General features: G+C 65.4%; 21 protein-coding genes and 1 riboswitch. Of the genes, 15 read left to right on the forward strand and 6 right to left on the reverse strand.

Going from position 1 to position 20,711, the window contains the following annotated elements:
- Positions 1 to 4 precede the first annotated feature (4 nt).
- From BB28_RS11860 to BB28_RS11880, 5 genes are read left to right on the forward strand one after another with little or no spacing between them, the layout of a single operon-like run.
- The gene (locus tag BB28_RS11860) at positions 5 to 328 is read left to right on the forward strand and encodes an urease subunit beta (protein ID WP_046253658.1); all 324 of its coding nucleotides are present in this window, start codon (positions 5 to 7) and stop codon (positions 326 to 328) included.
- A complete protein-coding gene (locus BB28_RS11865) occupies positions 325 to 2,058 on the forward strand; it encodes an urease subunit alpha (protein ID WP_046253659.1) in 1,734 nt (577 codons plus the stop codon). Before BB28_RS11860 ends, BB28_RS11865 begins: the two co-directional genes overlap by 4 nt.
- A gap of 8 nt (positions 2,059 to 2,066) precedes the next feature.
- The gene (locus BB28_RS11870) at positions 2,067 to 2,711 is read left to right on the forward strand and encodes an urease accessory protein UreF (protein WP_081252378.1); all 645 of its coding nucleotides are present in this window, start codon (positions 2,067 to 2,069) and stop codon (positions 2,709 to 2,711) included.
- Positions 2,712 to 2,755: 44 nt separating this feature from the next.
- On the forward strand, positions 2,756 to 3,430 hold the full coding sequence (ureG, locus tag BB28_RS11875) for an urease accessory protein UreG (protein WP_030097947.1): 675 nt from the start codon (positions 2,756 to 2,758) through the stop codon (positions 3,428 to 3,430).
- A complete protein-coding gene (locus BB28_RS11880) occupies positions 3,420 to 4,067 on the forward strand; it encodes an urease accessory protein UreD (protein ID WP_046253661.1) in 648 nt (215 codons plus the stop codon). The genes ureG and BB28_RS11880 overlap by 11 nt, the downstream gene beginning before the upstream one ends.
- Before the next feature lie 10 nt (positions 4,068 to 4,077).
- Here the strand turns inward: BB28_RS11880 and BB28_RS11885 are convergent, their stop codons facing one another.
- From BB28_RS11885 to BB28_RS11900, 4 genes are all read right to left on the reverse strand, one after another.
- Positions 4,078 to 5,532, reverse strand: coding sequence for an NAD(P)/FAD-dependent oxidoreductase (locus BB28_RS11885; protein ID WP_109550668.1), 1,455 nt, complete (start codon positions 5,530 to 5,532; stop codon positions 4,078 to 4,080).
- Positions 5,533 to 5,655: 123 nt separating this feature from the next.
- A complete protein-coding gene (locus BB28_RS11890; RefSeq protein ID WP_046253662.1) occupies positions 5,656 to 6,252 on the reverse strand; it encodes a TIGR03086 family metal-binding protein in 597 nt (198 codons plus the stop codon).
- 49 nt (positions 6,253 to 6,301) lie between these two features.
- Positions 6,302 to 7,285, reverse strand: coding sequence for an LLM class F420-dependent oxidoreductase (locus tag BB28_RS11895; RefSeq protein ID WP_046255768.1), 984 nt, complete (start codon positions 7,283 to 7,285; stop codon positions 6,302 to 6,304).
- Between the two features lie 99 nt (positions 7,286 to 7,384).
- A complete protein-coding gene (locus tag BB28_RS11900; RefSeq protein ID WP_046253663.1) occupies positions 7,385 to 8,068 on the reverse strand; it encodes an SDR family oxidoreductase in 684 nt (227 codons plus the stop codon).
- 195 nt (positions 8,069 to 8,263) lie between these two features.
- On the opposite strand from BB28_RS11900, the gene modA reads away from it, so the two are divergent.
- The 4 genes from modA (at position 8,264) to BB28_RS11920 (ending at position 12,086) form a co-directional block, all read left to right on the forward strand.
- A complete protein-coding gene (gene modA, locus BB28_RS11905; RefSeq protein ID WP_046253664.1) occupies positions 8,264 to 9,070 on the forward strand; it encodes a molybdate ABC transporter substrate-binding protein in 807 nt (268 codons plus the stop codon).
- Positions 9,067 to 9,864 (forward strand): ABC transporter permease, encoded by a 798-nt coding sequence (locus tag BB28_RS11910; protein WP_046253665.1) that lies wholly within the window; start codon positions 9,067 to 9,069, stop codon positions 9,862 to 9,864. Before modA ends, BB28_RS11910 begins: the two co-directional genes overlap by 4 nt.
- Positions 9,861 to 10,928: a sulfate/molybdate ABC transporter ATP-binding protein gene (locus tag BB28_RS11915; protein ID WP_046255769.1), complete on the forward strand. Its 1,068-nt coding sequence runs from the start codon at positions 9,861 to 9,863 to the stop codon at positions 10,926 to 10,928. The genes BB28_RS11910 and BB28_RS11915 overlap by 4 nt, the downstream gene beginning before the upstream one ends.
- A 135-nt stretch (positions 10,929 to 11,063) precedes the next feature.
- On the forward strand, positions 11,064 to 12,086 hold the full coding sequence (locus BB28_RS11920; protein WP_046253666.1) for an APA family fibronectin-binding glycoprotein: 1,023 nt from the start codon (positions 11,064 to 11,066) through the stop codon (positions 12,084 to 12,086).
- A 148-nt stretch (positions 12,087 to 12,234) separates the two neighbouring features.
- Here the strand turns inward: BB28_RS11920 and BB28_RS11925 are convergent, their stop codons facing one another.
- Positions 12,235 to 12,510 (reverse strand): GlsB/YeaQ/YmgE family stress response membrane protein, encoded by a 276-nt coding sequence (locus BB28_RS11925; RefSeq protein ID WP_030097937.1) that lies wholly within the window; start codon positions 12,508 to 12,510, stop codon positions 12,235 to 12,237.
- 207 nt (positions 12,511 to 12,717) lie between these two features.
- Between BB28_RS11925 and BB28_RS11930 the strand changes: the two genes are divergently transcribed.
- From BB28_RS11930 to BB28_RS11955, 6 genes are all read left to right on the forward strand, one after another.
- Positions 12,718 to 16,566 carry a bifunctional nitrate reductase/sulfite reductase flavoprotein subunit alpha gene (locus BB28_RS11930; protein ID WP_075874241.1) on the forward strand — a complete coding sequence of 1,283 codons (3,849 nt, stop codon included), beginning with the start codon at positions 12,718 to 12,720 and terminating at the stop codon, positions 16,564 to 16,566.
- Positions 16,567 to 16,582: 16 nt separating this feature from the next.
- Positions 16,583 to 16,655, forward strand: a riboswitch (Fluoride riboswitch).
- 13 nt (positions 16,656 to 16,668) lie between these two features.
- Complete coding sequence (locus tag BB28_RS11935; RefSeq protein ID WP_081252255.1) at positions 16,669 to 17,136, forward strand: fluoride efflux transporter FluC; 468 nt, start codon at positions 16,669 to 16,671, stop codon at positions 17,134 to 17,136.
- Positions 17,133 to 17,504, forward strand: a complete 372-nt coding sequence (locus tag BB28_RS11940) for a fluoride efflux transporter FluC (protein ID WP_046253667.1) — start codon at positions 17,133 to 17,135, stop codon at positions 17,502 to 17,504. The genes BB28_RS11935 and BB28_RS11940 overlap by 4 nt, the downstream gene beginning before the upstream one ends.
- A gap of 10 nt (positions 17,505 to 17,514) precedes the next feature.
- Positions 17,515 to 17,958, forward strand: coding sequence for a universal stress protein (locus BB28_RS11945; protein WP_046253668.1), 444 nt, complete (start codon positions 17,515 to 17,517; stop codon positions 17,956 to 17,958).
- A gap of 41 nt (positions 17,959 to 17,999) precedes the next feature.
- Entirely contained in the window at positions 18,000 to 19,157 is a 1,158-nt protein-coding gene (locus tag BB28_RS11950) for a GNAT family N-acetyltransferase (protein ID WP_081252256.1), read from the forward strand.
- An 82-nt stretch (positions 19,158 to 19,239) separates the two neighbouring features.
- On the forward strand, positions 19,240 to 20,310 hold the full coding sequence (locus tag BB28_RS11955) for a GNAT family N-acetyltransferase (protein WP_126315396.1): 1,071 nt from the start codon (positions 19,240 to 19,242) through the stop codon (positions 20,308 to 20,310).
- Here BB28_RS11955 and BB28_RS11960 read toward each other — a convergent pair.
- The gene (locus tag BB28_RS11960; RefSeq protein WP_046253672.1) at positions 20,307 to 20,702 is read right to left on the reverse strand and encodes a DUF6194 family protein; all 396 of its coding nucleotides are present in this window, start codon (positions 20,700 to 20,702) and stop codon (positions 20,307 to 20,309) included. The genes BB28_RS11955 and BB28_RS11960 overlap by 4 nt on opposite strands.
- Positions 20,703 to 20,711 lie beyond the last annotated feature (9 nt).

The raw sequence follows: 20,711 nt of genomic DNA on the forward strand, positions 1-20,711 counted from the left end.
CCACATGATTCCTGGCGAATACCTGTTCGCATCAGACGATATCGAACTCAACGCGGGAGCGACCGTCATCGAGCTCGATGTCGTCAACACCGGTGACCGCCCCGTGCAGGTGGGCAGTCACGTACATTTCCCGCAGTCGAACCCGGCGCTTGACTTCGATCGTGAGGCCGCGCACGGACACCGCCTGCACATTCCTGCGGGTACCGCGGTTCGCTTCGAACCCGGTGTGGCGCAGAAGGTCCGACTGGTTCCCCTGCGTGGGCGCCGAGAAGTACACGGACTGACGCTCGACGCTCCGGGACACCTGGACGGCGGTGAACCCGCATGACCCGGCTCTCGCGGGAGCACTACGCCAAGCTGTACGGGCCGACAACGGGTGATCGCATCCGCTTGGCGGATACCGATTTGCTTATCGAGATCACCGAAGATCGATGTGGTGGGCCCGGTTTGGCGGGCGAGGAGGCAGTCTTCGGCGGTGGCAAGGTGCTGCGCGAGTCGATGGGGCAGAGCCGCCTCACCCGCGCCGGGGGAGCGCCGGACACCGTCATCACGGGCGCTGTCATCATCGATCACTGGGGAATCATCAAGGCCGACATCGGCATTCGGGACGGACGCATTGTCGGCATCGGCAAGGCGGGTAATCCGGACATCATGGATGGGGTTCACCCCCAACTGATCGTCGGCCCGTCCACCGAGATCATCGCCGGCAATGACCGGATCGTCACCGCGGGCGGCATCGATTGCCACGTCCACTTCATCTGTCCCCAATTGGTCGAAGAGGCCATCGGCGGCGGCATCACCACGATGATCGGCGGGGGCACCGGCCCCGCTGAGGGCAGCAAGGCCACCACAGTCACTCCCGGAGCATGGCACCTGGGGCGCATGCTGCAGGCGCTCGACAGGTGGCCGGTGAACGTGCTGCTGCTGGGCAAGGGCAACACCGTCAACCCCGAATCCATGTGGGAACAATTACGCGGTGGCGCAGCGGGTTTCAAACTTCATGAGGACTGGGGCACCACACCCGCGGTGATCGACGCGTGCCTGCGTGTCGCCGACGAGGCCGATGTCCAGGTCGCTCTGCATTCGGACACCCTCAACGAAACAGGTTTTGTCGAGGGCACTCTGGAGGCGATCGCCGGGCGCGCGATACACGCTTACCATACAGAGGGCGCCGGGGGCGGCCATGCTCCCGACATCATCACCGTGGCCAGTCACCCGAACGTGATGCCAAGCTCCACCAATCCCACGCGCCCGCACACCGTCAACACCCTGGACGAGCATCTGGACATGCTCATGGTCTGCCACCATCTCAACGCCGCGGTGCCGGAGGATCTTGCCTTCGCCGAGAGCCGGATTCGTCCGTCCACGATCGCTGCCGAGGATCTGCTGCACGATATCGGCGCCATCTCGATGATTGGCAGTGACAGTCAGGCCATGGGGCGCATCGGCGAAGTGGTGATGCGCACCTGGCAGACCGCGCATGTCATGAAGAAGCGCCGGGGCGCGCTGGAGGGGGACCCGTCCGGGGCAGGCGGCAACGACAACAACCGCGTCCGCCGGTATGTCGCGAAATACACGATCTGTCCGGCGATCACGCACGGCATCGATCATGAATTGGGCTCGGTAGAGGTCGGCAAGCTGGCCGATCTGGTGCTGTGGGAACCGGCCTTCTTCGGGGTCCGGCCACATGTCGTCATCAAGGGCGGCGCCATCGCGTGGGCTGCCATGGGCGATGCCAACGCTTCTATTCCCACCCCGCAACCCGTGCTGCCACGGCCCATGTTCGGCGCCATGCCCAACGTGGCACCCGGTTTGGCCGTGCACTTTGTCTCGCCGACGGCTATCGAGGATGATCTGGCGGCCCGGCTCGCGTTGCGGCGCAGGCTGGTTCCCACCCGCGATGTGCGCCATCGCGGCAAGGCCGATCTGCCGCTGAATGACGCGATGCCGGACATCCGAGTCGATCCCGATACCTTCACCGTACGTATTGACGGCGAGGTCTGGCAGGAACAGCCGGCCACCGAACTGCCCATGGCGCAACGATATTTCCTGTTCTGATGGGTGGCATCGATACTTCCGCGACGACGGCACTACTGCTGTCGCTGGCTGATTCCCGGTTGCCCACCGGTTCCCATGTGCACTCCGGTGGGGTGGAGGAGGCCATAGCCCAGGGTCTGGTGCGAGACGGTGTGACCTTGAATGCCTATCTGCGGCGGCGTATTCGGACTCACGGACTGGTCGCGGCATCTATTGCCGCCGCCATCACGTCGGGACGGCTGGATCCGGAGCGTGCGGATGCCGAAACGGACGCGCGGACGCCCTCGCAGGCGGCGCGGGACGCTTCCCGCGCCCAGGGGCGGGGGCTCAAGCGCCTGGCCGGGAGCGCCTGGCCGCACATCGACTGGCGTGCGCGCGGCCGCCAGCCGCATCTGGCCGTGGTCTACGGCGTCATCGGCGCGGCAACAGGTTTGTCGGGCCGCGATATCGCCCTCGTCGTCGTGTACACCACGCTGACCGGGTCCGCCACCGCAGGCCAGCGGCTGTTGGCGTTAGACCCCACAGAGGTGGCGGTGGGTACCTTGGCCATGGCGGGCCTGTGCGAGGAGACCGCGACCTTGGCTGCCGCCGATCTGGCATGCCTGTCCGACCCGCTGCTGGATGTGCTCGCAGAGCGTCATCTCACACGTGAACGTCCGCTTTTTGTTTCGTAGTTTTAGGGTTCTCGGTTTTCACGCACAACCACGATTGGATCAACATGCCACCGCATCTCCTCGACGGTCAGCCCCATCAACACATCGACAGGCCCCGCCGGGTGCGCCAGCCGGGTGAGCCGCTGCGCATCGGGATCGGTGGACCCGTGGGGTCGGGCAAGACTGCGCTGGTCGCCGCGCTGTGTCGCACGCTGCGCGACGAGATTTCGGTGGCGGTGCTCACCAACGACATCTACACGACGGAGGATGCCGACTTCCTGCGCCGCCACGCGGTGCTGCCCGACGAGCGCATCACCGCCGTGCAAACCGGTGGCTGCCCGCACACCGCGATCCGCGACGACATCACCGCGAACCTGGACGCCATCGAGGATCTCATCGCCACCAATGATCCACTTGACCTCATCCTCGTCGAGTCGGGTGGCGACAATCTCACCGCCACGTTTTCCTCAGGTCTGATCGACGTGCAGATCTTCGTCGTCGACGTCGCCGGCGGTGACAAGGTGCCGCGCAAAGGCGGTCCCGGCGTGACCTTCTCGGATCTGCTGGTCATCAACAAGACCGACCTCGCTCCCATGGTGGGCGCCGATCTGGGCGTGATGGCACGGGATGCGGCAGCCGTACGGGAAGGACGGCCAACTGCGATGATCTCGTTGACCGAAGACCCGACGGCCACCGAGGTGTTGGCGTGGGTCCGGAGCCACCTGGACCATGCGCACTGACGTCGAGATCATCGCGGTGAAGGGCCGTCTCCCACGGATACGCTGTTCGGGCAGCCTGCAGGGCAGGCTCACCGATGCCGATACCGTGCATCTCGTCGGAGTGGCCGCCAGCCCCCTGGGCGGCGACGAGATTTCGGTGCGTATCGAGGTTGGCGACGGGGTGTTGTTGCGCGTGCGGTCGGTGGCGGCAGCGGTGGCCCTGCCCGGCCGGAACACCCTGCGGTCCTCGACAGCGTGGAGCTGCTCGGTGGCCGGCGAGCTTGACCTCGACCCGGCGCCAACCATCGTGGCGGCCAACGCCGTCCACCATTCTCATGTCACGGTTCACGGATCGGGCGATGCGAGCGTGCGGCTGCGGGAACGTGTGCAGATCGGCAGGGCAGGGGAGTCATCCGGATTCTGGAGCGGTGAGCTCGAGGCGGATATCGACAATCGCCCCCTGCTGCGCCACCGCATCGAACTCGGGGCGGGATCGGTAACCGACGACGAACTGGGTCGCCCGCTGGCTCTGATCAGTGAATTACGCTATCCCGAAACAGATTCCATGCCACCAACTCCGGCCGACGCCACGGTGCTGCGCCTCGCCGGCGACGCCACCCTGCTCACGTGGCAGGGACAGCGTCTACCGTCCGACTGATCGATCGGAACTAGCTGGCTGCTTTTTCCTCTTCGGGCTCCGCAACCCGTCCCTCGTCGCCGTTCTTTTCGGCGACCAGCTCTTCGAGCTGATCCAAGCGTGTTCGCGCCCAGGCCTGCTGTTCGGTGATCGCCATCTGGCCGCGTGAGCGCGTCACGAAGGCGATGGACCACAGGATGAGCGTCACCAGGCGGTTTTTGAACCCGACGAGGTAGACCAGGTGCAGCGCCAGCCAGCTCAGCCACGCGATGAATCCGCTGAATTCGAGCTTGCCGATTTTGACGACCGCGTTGTACCGCGACACCGTGGCCATCGAGCCCTTGTCGAAGAACTTGAACGGCGGGCGTTCCTCGGCGCTACGCCCCTTCAACTCGGCCTTGATCTGCTTGGCGGCGTAGCGCCCACCCTGGATGGCGCCCTGGGCGACACCGGGTACGCCGTCGACCGCCATCATGTCGCCGACCACAAAGACGTTGGGGTGGCCCGGAATCGACAGGTCCGGGCCGACCTTCACACGTCCCGCGCGGTCCAGTTCGACACCCGACTGCTCGGCCAGGTTCTTACCCAGGGGGCTCGCGGACACGCCCGCAGACCACACCTTGCACCAGGATTCGATGCGCTCCACGGTGCCGTCGGAATGCTTGACGGTCAGGCCATTGCGGTCCACGTCGGTGACCATGGCGCCCAACTGGATTTCAACGCCGAGCTTCTCCAGGCGCTTGCGTGCCTTCTCTCCCAGCTTCGGGCCGAAGGGCGGCAGCACAGCTGTCGCGGCATCGAGCAGGATGACCCGCGCATCGGTCGGGTCGATGTGCCGGAAGGTGCCCTTGAGGGTCTCGTTGGCCAGTTCGGCGATCTGCCCGGCCATTTCGACGCCGGTCGGACCGGCACCCACCACGGTGAAGGTCATGAGCTTGCGGCGCCGGACGGGATCGCTGGAGCGCTCGGCCTGTTCGAAGGCACCCAGAATGCGACCGCGCAGCTCGAGAGCGTCGTCAATGGACTTCATGCCCGGCGCCCACTCGGCGAAGTGGTCGTTTCCGAAGTACGACTGACCCGCACCGGCGGCGACGATCAGGCTGTCGTAGGGCGTGGAGTAGTCGTGTCCCAGCAGCGAGGAGTGGACCACCTGATTCTCCAGGTCGATGCTCGTCACATCGCCGAGAACGACCTGGGCGTTGTCCTGGTCCTTCAAGATCTGCCGCGTCGGGGGAGCGATCTCTCCTTCGGAGATGATCCCGGTGGCCACTTGGTACAGCAGCGGCTGGAACAAGTGATGAGTGGTGCGCGCGATCAGCGTGACATCGACGTTGGCACGTTTGAGCGTCTTGGCGGCCGTGAGACCGCCGAATCCCGACCCGATAATCACGACTCGGTGCTTGGGCGTCAGCGCGTCCTTGATCTTGGGCTTCGGATTGGCCTCGACAGGCGCCGCGCCGGTGGCGGCGTCTGGTGTCGTGCTCATCGATCACTCCTCGTCGAATGGTGTCTCAACTGGGGTTATTCACCTTGTCTGACACTTGGTGCAACACCCCAACCGTAGTCGGGATTTCCCTGTACGTCGCGTCAGTTAGTTTAGCGAAATATCTCACACACCCTGCGGGCGCCAGCCTGGATCACGTCCCGACATGGCGAGCATGTGATCGAACTGCGGGGCACTCGTGGGAACCGGCTGCTGCGGGCCGAACAAACCGGGAATCCCGTCGTCGGAGGCCAGCGCCCTGATGAATCCATACAAACCCGGATCGGTGCCCTCGGGCAGGTCAAACGGCTGCCCGGTGGCCGCCGCCAAATCCCATCCGTGCAGCACCAACTCGTCCAGGACCACCATCGCCACCTGGTCATTGGGCATGACCGAGCCCGCGATGGTCGACTCGCCGACCCATGACCGGGGCTGAGCCCAGGTTGCCACCAGATCCGCGAGCCGTTGCGGGAGCAACGTCCGCCACTGCGGATCGAGGTCCTCGGTGAACGACGGGCCCGAAAGGTCGATGCCGAGAGCGGCGGCCTCCTCGGGGCGGACGACGTATTGGAAGGCCACCGACAAACCCATCAGGTGATTCAGCAGGGCACGGACCGTGAGTTCGGTACACGGAGTCGAGCCGTCCAGCGCCTCATCCGACACCCCCGGAAGAAGCGCCGCCACGGCCGTCGCGGCGGGCTGCAAGCTGAATGGAGCACCCATATCGCACATCCTGCCGAAGGATTGCGCGATGGAGGGCGAATCCGGCCGACTAGTCCTTGAACAGCGGGCGAAGAGTGTTGCCGATCAGCTCCACTACGCCGGGCACATGCCCGTTGGCGGTCGCGTTGAGCGTGACAGCGTCGATTCCCTGATCGAGAACTCGGGTCTGCACCTGTTCGGCGATCTCCTCGGGGCTGCCCACGAGGGTGCGTCCGAGAACCTGCGCACGGGCCTCCTCGGGGAGGGTTTCCAGATCGATGCCATTCTTGCGTAGTTGCTCACCAGCGAGTTTCCAGGCTGTTGCCGAGTTGTCGTCGATGAACACCGAGAAGAACGCCGAGGTCTCCAGGGTGGATGGGTCACGCCCTGCTTCCTCGCAACGCTGTCGCAGCACCGACAGTTTGTGCGGGATCTCGTCCAGCGAGCTGAGCAGGTTCAGGTGATCGGCATACTTCACGGCCAGCCCGAAGGTCTTCTTCTCACCGCTGCCGCCGATCATGATCGGAATGTTCGGCCGGATCCGGGGCTCGTTCATGGCGGTCTCGGTGCGGTAGTACTTGCCCTCGAAGGTGGGCCGCTCACCGCGCAACATCGGGGCGATGATCTCCAGGGCCTCGCTCAGCCGCTCGAAGCGGTCGGTGAACGTGCCGAACTCGAACCCGAGTTGCTGGTGTTCCAGTTCGAACCACCCCGCGCCGATGCCCAGGATGGCGCGGCCGCCGCTGACGACGTCGAGCGTGGTTACGGCCTTCGCAAGCAGGCTCGGGTTTCGGTAGGTGTTGCCGGTGACCAGCGTGGAGAGCTGAATGGTGCTGGTGGCACTGGCCAGCGCGCCCAGGGCTGTGTATGCCTCGAGCATCGGCTGATCGGGGGTGCCGATCATGGGCAGCTGATAGAAGTGATCCATCAGGAAAACCGTGTCGAAACCCGACGCCTCCGCCTCGCGTGCCTGTCTGACGACGGTGGGAAAGAGCTCGGCGACGCCGGTGCCGTAGGAGAAATTGGGGATCTGATAGCCAAGCCGAATGGTCACCCGATCGAGCCTACGCTCGAACTGCTGCGATGGCACTACGTACGGTCTTGCCTCGCAATGCAATTCGGCGATCTACAGCTGGAGTGCACTCCAGCTGTGTCAGCTGACGCCGGCGGGAACTCCGCGGCTGACATGCAGGGTTTGGCCGGTGATGTGACGCGCCTGCGGGCTGGTGAGGAACAACGCCAACCGTGCGATCTCGGCGCTGACCAGCTCTTGGGCATCCTCGGTGCGGTCAAGGCCGTCGTAGTTGGCGTCGGCCGACTGCCCGGGAGCGATGGTGTTGATGGTGATCCCGCGGGTGCCCATTCGCTCGGCCTGCTCGGCGGTCCACGCCGACAGTGCGGCCTTGGCGGCAGTCGTAGCGCCCGATCGGTCCCGGCTGCCCAGCGTGCACAGATTGACGATGGCCGCGCCGGAACGCAGATGATCGCCGATGGACTGCACCGTCAGCACAGCGGTCAGCACGCTGGACTCGTAGCGAGACAGCCACGCCTCGCCGGTATCGGTGAGGGTGCCCAGATGCGGGCCGGGCTCGCTCCAGACGGGGTTCGGGATGTTCACGATGGCGTCGAGGTGCTGGGGGAACAGTTCGACGTTCTCTTCCAGGCTGTCCGGGTCGGAGTTATCGCACACGATGGCGTCGACCTCGAGCTCCTTGGCGGCGATTTCCAGCTCGTCGGCGTTGGGGCCGGTGATGACCACCCGATGGCCGGCGTTGCGGAATTCCGCAGCCACCGCCCGGCCGACCTCGTTAACCGCTCCGGTTACCAGTACGTCCATGGCGGTACCTTCCTTACCTTCCTGCAAGCCTTACCGATCCGCTCCTGTTGCCAGGCCTGATCAGCTTGATCGTGACACAACCCGGACCTCATACCCCGGATTTCGTGGCCGGGTCGCACGGGTTTGAGCGCCAATATTACTGGACGGTAGCAATACCCACGACCACCACGTACCGCGTCGGCTGGGGCTAGGGTTATGCCGGTGACCAGCAGAGGGTGGAAAATTCTCGCCGCAGCACTCCTTACGGGTTCGCTGACCATGTCCGGCTGTGGTTCGCGAACGGCGCCCGACGGCAGCACAGCGGCCCCGTCGACGGGTTCGGATTCTGCTCCGGTCCAGTTGCACGTGCTGGCCGCGGCGTCGCTGCGCAAGGCCTTCACCGAAATCGGGAAGTCTTTCGAATCCACCCACGCGGGCACGAGCGTCGAATTCACCTTTGCGGGGTCCTCGGATTTGGTCACTCAGCTCACGCAGGGCGCCCAGGCTGACGTGCTTGCCACCGCGGACTCGGCCAACATGGACAAGGCGTGGAAGGCGCACTCGGTGGTCAATCCCGTCGACTTCGCGGCCAACACGCTCACGATCGTCGTCGCCCCCGGGAATCCGAAGGGCATCGCCACCTTTGGTGACCTCGCGCGTCCTGGTCTGGACGTGGTGGTGTGCGCACCGCAGGTTCCGTGTGGTGCGGCCACCGCGACCGCATCCAAAGAGACTGGGGTGCAACTGAATCCGGTCAGTGAAGAGTCTTCGGTGACTGACGTGTTGAACAAGGTGGTCGCGGGGCAGGCGGATGCGGGTTTGGTCTACGTCACCGACGCCAAGTCCGCCGGCGACAAAGTCACCGCCGTCGCATTCCCCGAGGCGCGGTCGATCGTCAACACCTATCCCATTGCGGTAACTGCGAACTCGCGCAATCCCGAACGCGCGAATCAGTTCATCGAAACGGTCACCGGGGACGCCGGACACAAGATTCTGGCGGCGGCCGGGTTCTCTGCGCCGTGACACCGGCACCCGGTCTGCCGCGCTGGGTGTATCTGCCGGCGGCCGTTGGGGCAGTGCTCATCGTGCTGCCGCTGCTGGCACTCGTGGTGAAGGTCGACTGGCCTCAGTTCCCCGCATTGATCACCAGCCCCGCCTCACAGGCGGCGCTGTTGCTCAGCGTCAGGACATGCGTGGCCAGCACAGCGCTGTGCCTGCTGCTGGGTGTGCCGCTGGCCATCGTGCTGGCCCGCGGGCCGGTATGGCTCACCCGGTTGCTGCGCCCATTGATTCTGTTGCCTCTGGTGTTGCCGCCGGTCGTCGGCGGCATCGCACTGCTCTACGCCTTCGGCAAGCTCGGGCTGCTCGGCCACTACCTGGATGCCGCAGGTGTCCGGATAGCGTTTTCCACGTCCGCGGTGGTGCTGGCGCAGACCTTCGTGTCGTTGCCATTTCTCGTCATAAGCCTCGAGGGAGCGCTGGCCACGACGGGGGAGCGCTACGACCATGTGGCGGCGAGTCTGGGCGCACCACCGACCACAGTGCTGCGGCGGGTGTCGCTGCCGCTGGTGATGCCGGCGCTGGTCTCGGGCACGGTGCTGGCCTTCGCGCGTTCTCTCGGTGAATTCGGGGCCACCTTGACCTTCGCGGGATCCCGGCAGGGGGTCACTCGCACGCTGCCCCTGGAGATCTATCTGCAGCGCGAATCCGATGCGCAATCGGCCGTGGCGCTCTCGCTACTGCTGGTTGCGGTGGCGGCGGTTGTGCTGGCTGTTGTGGGGGCCCGAGCCTGGCGTCGCGATGGGTGGCGGCGATGAGTGAGCTGCGATTCGACGCCGGGCATTCCGGTCGGGGTGTGCACGCCGTATTCACCGTTGCACCCGGAGAGACCTTGGCGATCGTCGGCCCCAATGGGGCCGGTAAGTCCACATTGCTCGGGCTCATCGCCGGACTGCTGCGACCCGACTCCGGTGAGATCGGCCTCGGCGACCACGTGCTGACGAACTGTGCCACAGGCACTTTCGTCCCGACCCACCGGCGACGCACGGCGCTTCTGCTGCAAGAAGCCTTGTTGTTCCCGCACCTGACGGTCGCGCGCAACGTCGAGTTCGGGATGCGCGCCCGGCATCGTGACGAGGTGCCTGCCCTGCGCGATCGCTGGCTGGAATCGGTTGGCGCGCGCGATCTTGCCCCACGTCGGCCGGGTGAACTGTCCGGGGGGCAGGCGCAGCGGGTGGCGATCGCCCGTGCCTTGGCCACCGAACCCGACCTGGTGCTGCTCGACGAGCCGCTGGCCGGCCTCGACGCCGCGAGTGCGCCGGACATCCGGGCCTTACTGGGCCGGGTGCTGGGCCGCGGCGGCCAGAGCGCTCTGATCGTCACGCACGACATCATGGACGCCGTCGCCATCGCCGATCGGGTGATGGTCCTGGACTCCGGCCACATCGCGGAGCTGGGAGATACCGCGACCGTATTGGCCCGTCCGACCAGCAAGTTTGGTGCCCGGTTCGCGGGTGTGAACCTGATCGCCGGCACCGTGGGCGAGGACGGAGCCCTGTACGCGGACGGCATCGTCATCCACGGCGTGTGGTCCGGCACCGGCAGTCCCGAGCCGGGGCAGCATGCCGTCGCGGTGTTCGGGCCGCGTGCGGTGGGCGTGCATCTGTCCCCGCCGGGCGGCAGCCCGCGCAACGTCATCGCGGTGGCCGTGTCGACCCTGAGCGCTCATGGCGACAGCGTGGTTGTAACGGCAACCGCGGGGCCCACGATATTCACGGCACACATCACCGCGGCCGCCGCGGCAGAGCTAAAGCTGGCACCCGAGGAGTCGGCGTACTTTGCCGTGAAGGCTCACGAGGTCGTCATTCAGGCGGCGCAGTAGCTGGGGACGGGGATTTCGGTAGCCGTTGAGAGGAAACCCATGTTTGCTTCTGGTCAGCCAAACCCCTTGCCAAATCGGGCGCGCCGATTGCCGGATACGCTTGCACGTGCAGGACAAAACGGTACGTTCATTGGCATGCAGCAACCACGGGCAACTTTGGCCGCCAAGCGGGTGCAACGGGCACGGGTGATGGCAGCTGCCGTCGCCGTGGCCTCGCTGTCGGGGGCAGGGGCGATAACGCTTGTCGCCGGACCGGCTGATCAGTCGCCGACGTCGGTACGCACGGCGGAAATCAATCTGGTGACCACCGATGTACCACCGCCACCTGCAACGCCTGCGCCCGGCCAACCGGCACCCAACCCGGAGACTCCGACAACCGTGACGACGCCTCCGGCGTCACCTCCGCCCGGTACGCCCGCACCCACCCCACCGCCCGCGCCCGGAGCACCGGCAGATGCCGGGCGTGTCAACAATGACCAGGGTGGATTCAGTTATGTTGTGCCCCAAGGCTGGGCCCAAGCGGACGCGCGCAGGCTGACATACGGTTCGGCGCTGCTGACCAACCCAGCGGCACCAAACGGGAGCATTCTGCTGGGTCGCCTCGATCTGAAGCTGTTCGCGGGCGCCGAGCCTGACAACCAGAAGGCCGCACGCAGGCTCGCGTCGGACATGGGCGAGTTCTTCATGCCGTACCCGGGCAACCGCGTCAATCAGGAAGATCAGAACTTCGAGGTAGCGGGCATGCCCGCGGCGTCCTCGTACTACGAGGTGAAGTTCGACGACGCCGCCAAGGAACCCGGTCAGATCTGGGCCGCTGCCGTGGGCAAGGGCAAGGATCGTTGGTTCATCGTCTGGCTCGGTACTGCGGCGTCCCCGGTGGACAAGGGAGTGGCTAAGGCCCTCACCGACTCGGTTCGTCCGTGGACCCCACCGACGCCGCCCACGCCGCCCGCCGGGCAGCCTGCCGATCCCAACCAGCCTGCGCCCGCGCCTGCGGACCCGAACCAGCCTGCGCCCGCGCCTGCCGATCCCAACCAGCCACCGGCTCCTGCGGCCCCCGCGGCACCGGGTGCACCGGCGCCCGAACCTGCCGCTCCGGGGCAGCCCCTGCCACCGCCACCTCCCGCGGCGCCCGCAGCACCCGGGGTTCCGGTCTAGCGCTTGGGCGAGTTCGGCTCACCCACTTCGCGGTGAGTGCTGACGGTAGGTGTCGGTGAAGGTCGGATTCCGTGCGCCCACGCCGTCAGCGTGGGCGCACGTCACCGATGCACTGTGTGTCGCCGGAAGTGCCGCCTATGGGCAGCGACTAGCTTTTGGTTTTCCCGGCGATGAACTTGTAGACGACCAGCAGAATCACCGCGCCGACCAGCGCTCCAAGGAAGGCGTGATTGATCGGCGGGGTAACCGTGAACTTGTGAGGGGCGAACACCAGACTTCCCAGCGTCCCGCCGACGTAACCACCGACAATGCCCAGCAACGCTGTCACGATCCAGCCGAAGTTCTCCTTGCCAGGCACGATCAACCGGGCGATCCAGCCAACGATCAGGCCAAGAATGATCATCCAAATGATGTTCAACACCATGTCTAGCTCCTTCGAGTATGCGTACTGAGGAAACGAGCGTCGACCCGCTGCTGATGCTAGTGGAACAGTTCGCCCGTCGGCGCTCTAACGGCGCGTTGCGGGGAGATGTCGTTCTCACGCTCGGTGGATCCGCGCGGTGAGGACGCCGTGACAGCCGGATAACCTCGGCGGAAGAATTCGGGAATCTGACTCGCTCACCATGGCGGGGTGACCGAACTCAGCGCGCCGCCCACCGCGCGCCGTGCCGCCTGCTCGTATTGCGGTGTCGGCTGTGGTGTTGTGGTGCGGGCCGAGAGGAGTTCGGCGGGTCCGGTCACCATCGCCACCGTCGAGGGCGACGCCTTGCACCCGAGCAATCAGGGACGCCTGTGCACCAAGGGTGCCACGCACGCCCAGCTGATGGCCGCCGACGGACGTATGACGACTGCGCACATACGTCCCGCGCGAGGGCAGGAGCCGGTTCCGGCCCCGTTGGCGGCGACGACCGCCGAGGCCGGCAGGCGATTACGTCACATCCTCGACACCTATGGACCCGATGCGATCGCCCTGTACGTATCCGGCCAGATGAGCCTGGAGGCGCAGTATCTCGCCAACAAGCTCGCCAAGGGGTATATCCGAACCACACAGATCGAGTCCAACTCGCGGCTCTGCATGGCCAGTGCGGGAACCGGATACACCCAGTCATTGGGAGCCGACGGGCCGCCCGGGTCGTACTCCGATATCGAGCAGAGCGATTTGTTCCTCGTCATGGGTGCGAACATGGCTGACTGCCATCCGATTCTGTTCCTGCGCATGGCCGATCGGCTCGGCAGTGGAGCGCGGCTGATCGTGGTCGACCCGCGCCGCACCGCCACTGCCGAACGCGCTGATCTGTTCCTGCAGATCACCCCCGGTACCGACCTGGCCCTGCTCAACGGACTGCTGCATCTGCTTGTGGAGAACGGGGATATCGACTCCGGGTTCATCGCCGAGCACACCCAGGGCTGGGCGGGGATGCCGGAGTTCCTCGCCGGTTATCCGCCTTCGGCTGTCGCGGCTATCACGGGCTTGGCCGAGGACGATATCCGTACCGCAGCCCGGTGGATCGGGGAGGCGCGCGAATGGATGACGTTGTGGACAATGGGCCTCAACCAGAGCACTCATGGCACCTGGAACACCAACGCGATCTGCAACCTGCATCTGGCTACCGGTGCCATCTGCCGCCCCGGTAGCGGACCGTTCTCTCTGACTGGCCAGCCAAATGCGATGGGCGGCAGGGAAATGGGTTACATGGGCCCGGGGTTGCCGGGACAGCGCTCGGTGAAATCCGTCGCCGATCGAGAATTCGTCGAGCGGCATTGGCGGCTGGCGCCCGGTTCCATCCGCGAGGAGTTCGGCACCGGAACCGTGGATATGTTTACCCAGATGGCCGCCGGTGATATCAAGGCGTGCTGGATCATTTGCACCAATCCGGTTGCCTCGGTGGCTAATCGGCAGAATGTGATCGACGGACTGCGCCGGGCCGAGCTGGTGATCAGCCAGGATGCCTTCCTCGCGACGGCCACCAATGAATACGCCGATGTGCTCTTGCCTGCCGCGCTGTGGGCCGAATCAGATGGCGTATCAGTCAACTCGGAGCGCACGGTAACGCTGACCAACCGGGCCGCCGACCCGCCGGGGGATGCGCAGCCCGACTGGCGCCTGATTTGCGATGTCGCCCTCGCGATGGGATTCGGTGACGGTTTCGACTACGCGTCAAGCGAGGAGATTTTCGAGGAGATCCGCGGATTCTGGAATCCGCGGACCGGATACGACATGCGCGGGGCGAGCTATGCGCGACTGCGTCAAGGACCCGTGCAATGGCCTTGTCCACCCGAAGATTCGGGGGAGCGCAATCCCATTCGCTATCTCAACGACGGAGTCAGCCAGGGCCTGCATATCGCCGAGGACGGCACCATTCCGCGGCTGGCATTCCCCACCCCGTCGCGGCGGGCGGTGTTCCACGCCCGTGCCCACCGAGACCCCGCGGAAACCCCCGGTGACGGATATCCCATGGTCTTGAATACCGGTCGCTTGCAACATCATTGGCATACCCTGACCAAAACCGGTCGCATCAAGACGCTCGAGCGCCTCCATCCGTCCCCTTTCGTGGAGATCCACCCCCGCGATGCCGCCACACTCGGCATCACCGAAGGCGATATCGTCGGTATCGCCTCGCGGCGCGGCACCGCGGAACTCCCGGCGATCATCAGCGACAGGGTCAAGCCCGGCAGCTGCTTTGCGCCCTTTCACTGGAACGACGCGCAGGGTCCCGGACTGGCGATCAACGCGGTGACCAACGACGCAGTCGACCCGGATTCGCTACAGCCCGAGTTCAAGGTCAGCGCGGTGATGCTGCGTCCCACCGGGCGGACCGTTGTTCACGAGGTGCTCGACAGGCCGGCACAAGCATTGGGCGACATAGCAATTCTGTGGACATCGCAAACCGGCAACGCCGAGACCGTGGCCACCTCGGTGCACGGGCTGCTGACGACAGCGGGAATCTCCGCCACACTCACCGCGATGGACGAGTGCGCCCCCGTCGATCTCGGCGAGGTTCGAACAGTCGTACTCATCGCCAGTAGTTTCGGCGAGGGTGGCCCACCCGATAACGGCGCGCAATTCTGGTCCGCACTGTCCGGAGAGACCAGGTCCTTGAACCACCTGCGTTATGCGGTGCTGGGGTTCGGCGACCGGGCTTACGCGGATTTCTGTGGTCACGCCAAGGCGCTCGACGCCCGGCTCCACGAGCTCGGCGCCACCCCGGTACTGGCCCGGGTAGACGGCGAGGCGAATGACCGAGCGCTGATCGCGGCGTGGACCGCGGACCTGCTGGAGGCGATTGGGGATGGCACCGACGCCAGCGTCGATGCGGTCAGACGATTGCGCAGCGACGGGCTGCCGACGGCCGCGCCGGAACTTTTCACCCGCGACGCGCCGATCCTGGCGGCGTTGTCACACAACGAGGTCCTCTCCGCGCCGGGCTCCGGCAAGGAGGTACGGCGCATCGAGTTCGACCTGACCGGCCACGATGTGGACTACTCGGTGGGCGATGCTCTCGGCGTCTATCCGACGAACCGCGAGGAAGATGTCCAACGCTGGCTCACTGCAACAGGTTTCGATGCGGAGTTGCCGATCACGATCGACGGGGGCGAGCTGCCCCTGGGTACCGCGCTCGCCAGCCACTACGACATCTGCCGCGTCACCGATGACCTGCTGCGTTTCGTCGCCGAGCGGCGCGGCGACAAACCGGCCATCAAGCTGTTGCGCGGCCCCGACACCGCGACGCGCGAGCGGTGGCTACAGGGCCGTAATGCCCTCGACGTGCTGCGCGAGTTCCCCGTCCGTGCCGGTATCGAGGAGTGGCAACAGGTTCTGATCCGACTCACCCCACGCCAGTACTCGATCTCGTCCAGCCCCTTGGTCAGCCCGAAATCCATTGCATTGACGGTGTCCATCGTCCGGTTCCAGGGGCCCGACGGTTCGGCCCGTGGAGGTGTGGGATCGACCTTTCTGGCCGATCGTGCACAGCGGCTGCCCGTCCCGATCTTTCTGCAGAAATCGCCGCATTTCCGCCCGCCCGATTCCTCGGACACGCCGATGATCATGGTCGGTCCCGGGACCGGTATCGCCCCATTCCGCGGGTTCCTGCAGGAACGCCGCGCTCTGGGCCACTCCGGACCCAACTGGTTGTTCTTCGGCGACCAGCACCGCACCCAGCATTTCTACTACCGCGACGAGCTCGACGGCTTCCTGCGTGATGGCTCCCTGCGCCGACTTGACCTCGCGTTCTCGCGCGACCAGCAAAAACGCATCTATGTCCAGCACCGCATGATGGAGCAGGGGGCACAGATGTGGCGGTGGCTCGCCGACGGTGCGCATCTCTACGTGTGTGGAGACGCCAGCCGGATGGCCAAGGACGTGGACAGCGCATTACTGGCCATCGCCCAGAAGCACGGGCGGATGTCGCCCGAAGAGGCTCTTGAGTTTCGTAAGGAGCTCGTCGCCGGGAAACGGTACGTCCGCGACGTGTACTGACCCGTCTCGCGCTATATTCATCACGCGCGATGGATCTCGCCGGGGCCTGTCCCGAACCGCCACTGATGGCTGATAGTTCCTGTGTTGATGAGTCGTAACACGATGGGGCCGAATGTGACAGGTGCGCAGCGCGAAGAGTCCGTGCGACCCCTACATCTGCGACCGTATGCACTGCTGTGGGTTTTTCTCGGCGGCGTGTGTGGAACAGCCTTGCGATATTGGTTCGAGAAGATGTGGCCGGCCACCGGCGCGACCTGGCCTTGGGGGACCTTCGCGGTCAACCTGACCGGAGCGTTCGTCCTCGGGGCGCTGCTGGAAACCCTCACACTGCTGGGCCCGGACGGCGGTTGGCGCCAACGCGCCCGGTTGTTTGTGGGCACGGGCATCTGTGGCGCTTTCACCACTTACAGCGCATTCGCCCTGGAGATCAACACTCTCGCCCGCAACGGATTTGCGGGACTGGGCGTGGGGTACGCACTGGTCAGCATCGCGGCCGGTCTGGCCGCCGCCATGGCCGGGATAGTTGCGGCCGCCGCGGTCCTGGGGCGGTACTCGGGAGGTTCCGCGTGACGGTTATCGCCGTGATTCTCGCCGGGGCTTTGGGTGCGGTAGCGCGCTTCGTCGTCGATTCCCTCATCAAGCATCGCCGGACCTTCCGCTTCCCATGGGCGACGCTCCTCATCAACCTCAGTGGATCGGCCCTTATCGGCGTGGTGGCGGGCGCAGTGATCTTCCACCATTCGTCGTCGGCCCTGCTGGCTGTCGTGGGGACTGGGTTCTGCGGCGGCTATACGACCTTCAGCACCGCGAGTGTGGAGTCGGTCAGGCTTCTCGAGCGGCGCGAATGGTCACTCGCCCTGTACAACACGTTCGGCACGCTGCTGGGCACCGTCGGTGCCTGTGGCGCGGGACTAGCGCTGGCGTGGTCGATAGCGTGAGGATGTCACTATGACCGAATCGCCAGGCGTGCACGTGGTAGTCGGATGGGACAGACACCCGCCGAGCACTGCCGCGCTGCGCTTCGGGATCGATATGGCCCGCCGCCTGGGCGCGTGCGTGCACGTGGTGCACATCCTCGATATGGACGACGAGCCGATGGACCTCGACACCGACAGCTGGGAAACTCAGGCGGGCAACGCTGTTACCGCTGCGGAGGCCGAGGCTGTCGAACAGCTTGCGGGCCAGGAAGTGGCGTGGAAGTACCACCGCGCGCAGGGTCCCGCCGCCGCCGCGCTTCTGGGCGTGGCGCAGCAGTATGAGGCGATGATGATCATTCTGGGTAGCCCCCGGGGAGGGTTGGCGTCCGCGCTGGATGCGTTGCTCGGGCAGTCGGTGTCGCATCGCCTCATCGGTGCGAAGCGAGTCCCGCTCGTTCTCGTGCCCGCTAGCTGACGACTTTCACGGAGCGAACGTTTCTCCTGTAGCCTGACGCGGTGTCTAGCAAATCCGACGTCCGGCCCGTCGTGGACCTTGGGCCGGTCACGATCGGCGGGGTGACGGTACTGCTGCGGCCGCCCCGGCTCGCGGACGGGCCATCCTGGCGGGAGACCGCGCTGGCTTTCACCGAGCGGCTTTCACCGGCGTTCAATCGTGACGACATGGACTGGGAGAGTGCGCATTCACCCCTTATCTGGGTGGACACCTGGCGTTCGGCGCTTACCGATGCGCGTGCCGGCGGAGTCTCATATCTGCTGGTAAGGATCGATGACGGCACCGAGAGGGTCGTTGGGCACTTCTCGATGACCGGCACGGATCCGCGAACCGGGGGCGCCGAGATCTCCAGTTGGGCGGTCGACGTACCCTCGGCCGTCAGCGGGTGGGCGCAGCTGGTCACGGTGCTCTCTGCCTTCGAGGGAAACCCTGCCATTCCACACGCGTTGGCCCCCGTGGCGGTAGCGAACATCCGCGCAAACAGATTCTGTGAATCTATGGGCTGGACCCAGCTACAGACACGTCGTGCTCTGCGTAAATACGACGGGCAGGTTTCAGACCACCACATGTGGGTGCTCGCCAATACGGCCGAGTACCGAGATTGGGTGAGGCAGCGCCTCACGGAAATTCCCGTCACGAGAACACATCTCGCGCCCGCCGTGTCCCGCAGGCCGGACGCTGGATACCTCGCGGCATGGGTCCGATTCGCGGCGATTCGCGCCCGTCAGCGGATCAGTGCCACACTGCGGCCCGCACCGACTGAGTCCTCACTCGAAACCTCCACCACCCATGGGGAAGTGGTGCATATCGCCCCGGCTGGTCGCGGGCAGTTCCGGGTGGCGGTGGCTGAGCGCACCGCCGGTTTGATTGACGTCTATGTCGACGTCGGCACGTCCACGACGGAATTGGTGCCACGATTCGAGCAGTGGGTGTCCCGCGATGCCGGCGCATGCGCGCTGTCGGCACTCGCAAGCCATGTCGCCGCTGGCCCCGAGGGATCGCGCCGGACGGTCATTGCCGTCGGCGGCGGGGATAGCACGCTTGCTGACCAGCTCGCCCGCCGTGGTTTTGTCGATGAGGGTGAGGCGCCGCCAACCTTGGGGGACGATGGTGCCGCGCGGCGTATGTGGACTCTGTTGGCGGGCCCGCATCCTAAATAGACACGGTGTACTCGGGAATCGTCTTCTCGCAGTTGCTGATTAATCGCCATACGCCTGCGCCTGGGTGCGCTACCCTGCCGGGGTGCTCGCAAGCGATCGACCCACTCCGACATCCCTGGGTCCGGTTGAAATCGACGGTATGACGGTCATGCTGCGCACTCCGCGGCTCTCCGATGGCTCATCGTGGCGAGAAACCAACCTGCGCTACGAAAAGCGGCTGGCACCGGCGTTCGGCCATCCGGATATGCCGTGGTCGACAGCGCATTCGCCCTACATGTGGATTCACACCTGGAAGCAGGCCCTCTCCGATGCCGCGCGTGGCTGGGTCTCGTATCTGCTCGTACATCTCGATGGAGGCCGCGAACACGTCGTCGGCCACTTGGCCATGGCGGGACGACATCCGCGGACGGGGGGCACCGAGGTATCAACATGGACCGCCGGTGTTCCACATAGCGTCACCAGGTGGGCACAGGCATCGCTCATCATCGCTGGATTCGAGGCCGATCCCCATGTTCCGCACGCGGTGGCACCGCTTGCGGTGGAGAACATCGCGGTGCAGCGACTTGCCCAGTCGGTGGGCTGGTCGAAGCTGCAGACATGCCGCCGCCTGCGCGTGTATGACGGAAAGCCCACCGATCATCAGATCTGGTTTCAGGGCAACACCGTCGAGAACGTGGCCGCATTACGCCGCACGCGAGATGCCTTCTCCGGCAACATCACCAACTGGATATCGGGTCGCCGCGCGGCGGCCTCCTGGAGCGATCTGCTGGCGCGCGGGCGCTACGAACTGCGCAACTGCGGACAGCGTATCGCCGCCGATACGAATAATTCAGTCGCGGTGGCGGTTTCGGGGACATCTCTGGGATCTGTCGAGATCGCTGTCGACCCGGGCAGCTCCACCACGGAGCTCATTGGCAGGCCGCGTCCTGATGTATCCGAGGATGAGCTCACCGCGACCATCGCAGATCTTGCGGGACGCTTGATTAGCACTCCTTCGCCCACGAGGCGGATCGTCGTCGCGGTGCGCGAGGAGGATCGGCGCTTGACCGAGGCTCTCGCCGTACACGGTTTCCGCAACGAGGGGCGCACCCTGCCGACCCTGGGCGATGCATCCACGAACCGTCAGTTGTGGGCCAGCGTCCGCGACAACTAGTCGTCACGACCGCGTGCGTACGCCTCGGCCAGCAGTGGCCGCAGCACCTCGGCGAACGTGTCCTCACCCGGATTGACCACACACACCCATTTGGCGCCGCCGTACTCGGGATGCGGAAGCACCTGGTCGAACGCGGTGTAATCGGGCTCGATCGCTTCGTCCTGACCGGGCACGACCTTGACGAAGGTGTCACCGCTGACGCCGATGTTGAGCCGGTAGACGTGCGGTCGTCCAAGGTCGGAGTACGTATCGAATGCCTCGTTCGACATCAGGGTGATAACCGGCAGCTGACGTTCGGTGCTCTGGAAGAAGAACCAATTGCCCCGCACCACCTCGTGCTGCAGATCCGGAAAGGTTGTGACGATGTATTCGATGATGGCGCCCTCATCCATGACACCGAA

This window comes from Mycobacteroides chelonae CCUG 47445 (genome assembly GCF_001632805.1).
Lineage (GTDB): Bacteria > Actinomycetota > Actinomycetes > Mycobacteriales > Mycobacteriaceae > Mycobacterium > Mycobacterium chelonae.

Excerpts from the sequence above, each read along its gene's own strand:
- ureG (WP_030097947.1), top strand. The coding sequence starts at position 2,756 with ATGCCACCGCATCTCCTCGACGGTCAGCCCCATCAACACATCGACAGG.
- BB28_RS11915 (WP_046255769.1), top strand. The coding sequence starts at position 9,861 with ATGAGTGAGCTGCGATTCGACGCCGGGCATTCCGGTCGGGGTGTGCAC.
- BB28_RS11890 (WP_046253662.1), bottom strand. The coding sequence starts at position 6,252 with ATGGGTGCTCCATTCAGCTTGCAGCCCGCCGCGACGGCCGTGGCGGCG.
- BB28_RS11880 (WP_046253661.1), top strand. The coding sequence starts at position 3,420 with ATGCGCACTGACGTCGAGATCATCGCGGTGAAGGGCCGTCTCCCACGG.
- BB28_RS11925 (WP_030097937.1), bottom strand. The coding sequence starts at position 12,510 with ATGGTGTTGAACATCATTTGGATGATCATTCTTGGCCTGATCGTTGGC.
- BB28_RS11920 (WP_046253666.1), top strand. The coding sequence starts at position 11,064 with ATGCAGCAACCACGGGCAACTTTGGCCGCCAAGCGGGTGCAACGGGCA.
- BB28_RS11960 (WP_046253672.1), bottom strand. The coding sequence starts at position 20,702 with ATGGATGAGGGCGCCATCATCGAATACATCGTCACAACCTTTCCGGAT.
- BB28_RS11900 (WP_046253663.1), bottom strand. The coding sequence starts at position 8,068 with ATGGACGTACTGGTAACCGGAGCGGTTAACGAGGTCGGCCGGGCGGTG.
- BB28_RS11945 (WP_046253668.1), top strand. The coding sequence starts at position 17,515 with ATGACCGAATCGCCAGGCGTGCACGTGGTAGTCGGATGGGACAGACAC.
- BB28_RS11860 (WP_046253658.1), top strand. The coding sequence starts at position 5 with ATGATTCCTGGCGAATACCTGTTCGCATCAGACGATATCGAACTCAAC.
- modA (WP_046253664.1), top strand. The coding sequence starts at position 8,264 with ATGCCGGTGACCAGCAGAGGGTGGAAAATTCTCGCCGCAGCACTCCTT.
- BB28_RS11885 (WP_109550668.1), bottom strand. The coding sequence starts at position 5,532 with ATGAGCACGACACCAGACGCCGCCACCGGCGCGGCGCCTGTCGAGGCC.
- BB28_RS11865 (WP_046253659.1), top strand. The coding sequence starts at position 325 with ATGACCCGGCTCTCGCGGGAGCACTACGCCAAGCTGTACGGGCCGACA.
- BB28_RS11935 (WP_081252255.1), top strand. The coding sequence starts at position 16,669 with ATGGGGCCGAATGTGACAGGTGCGCAGCGCGAAGAGTCCGTGCGACCC.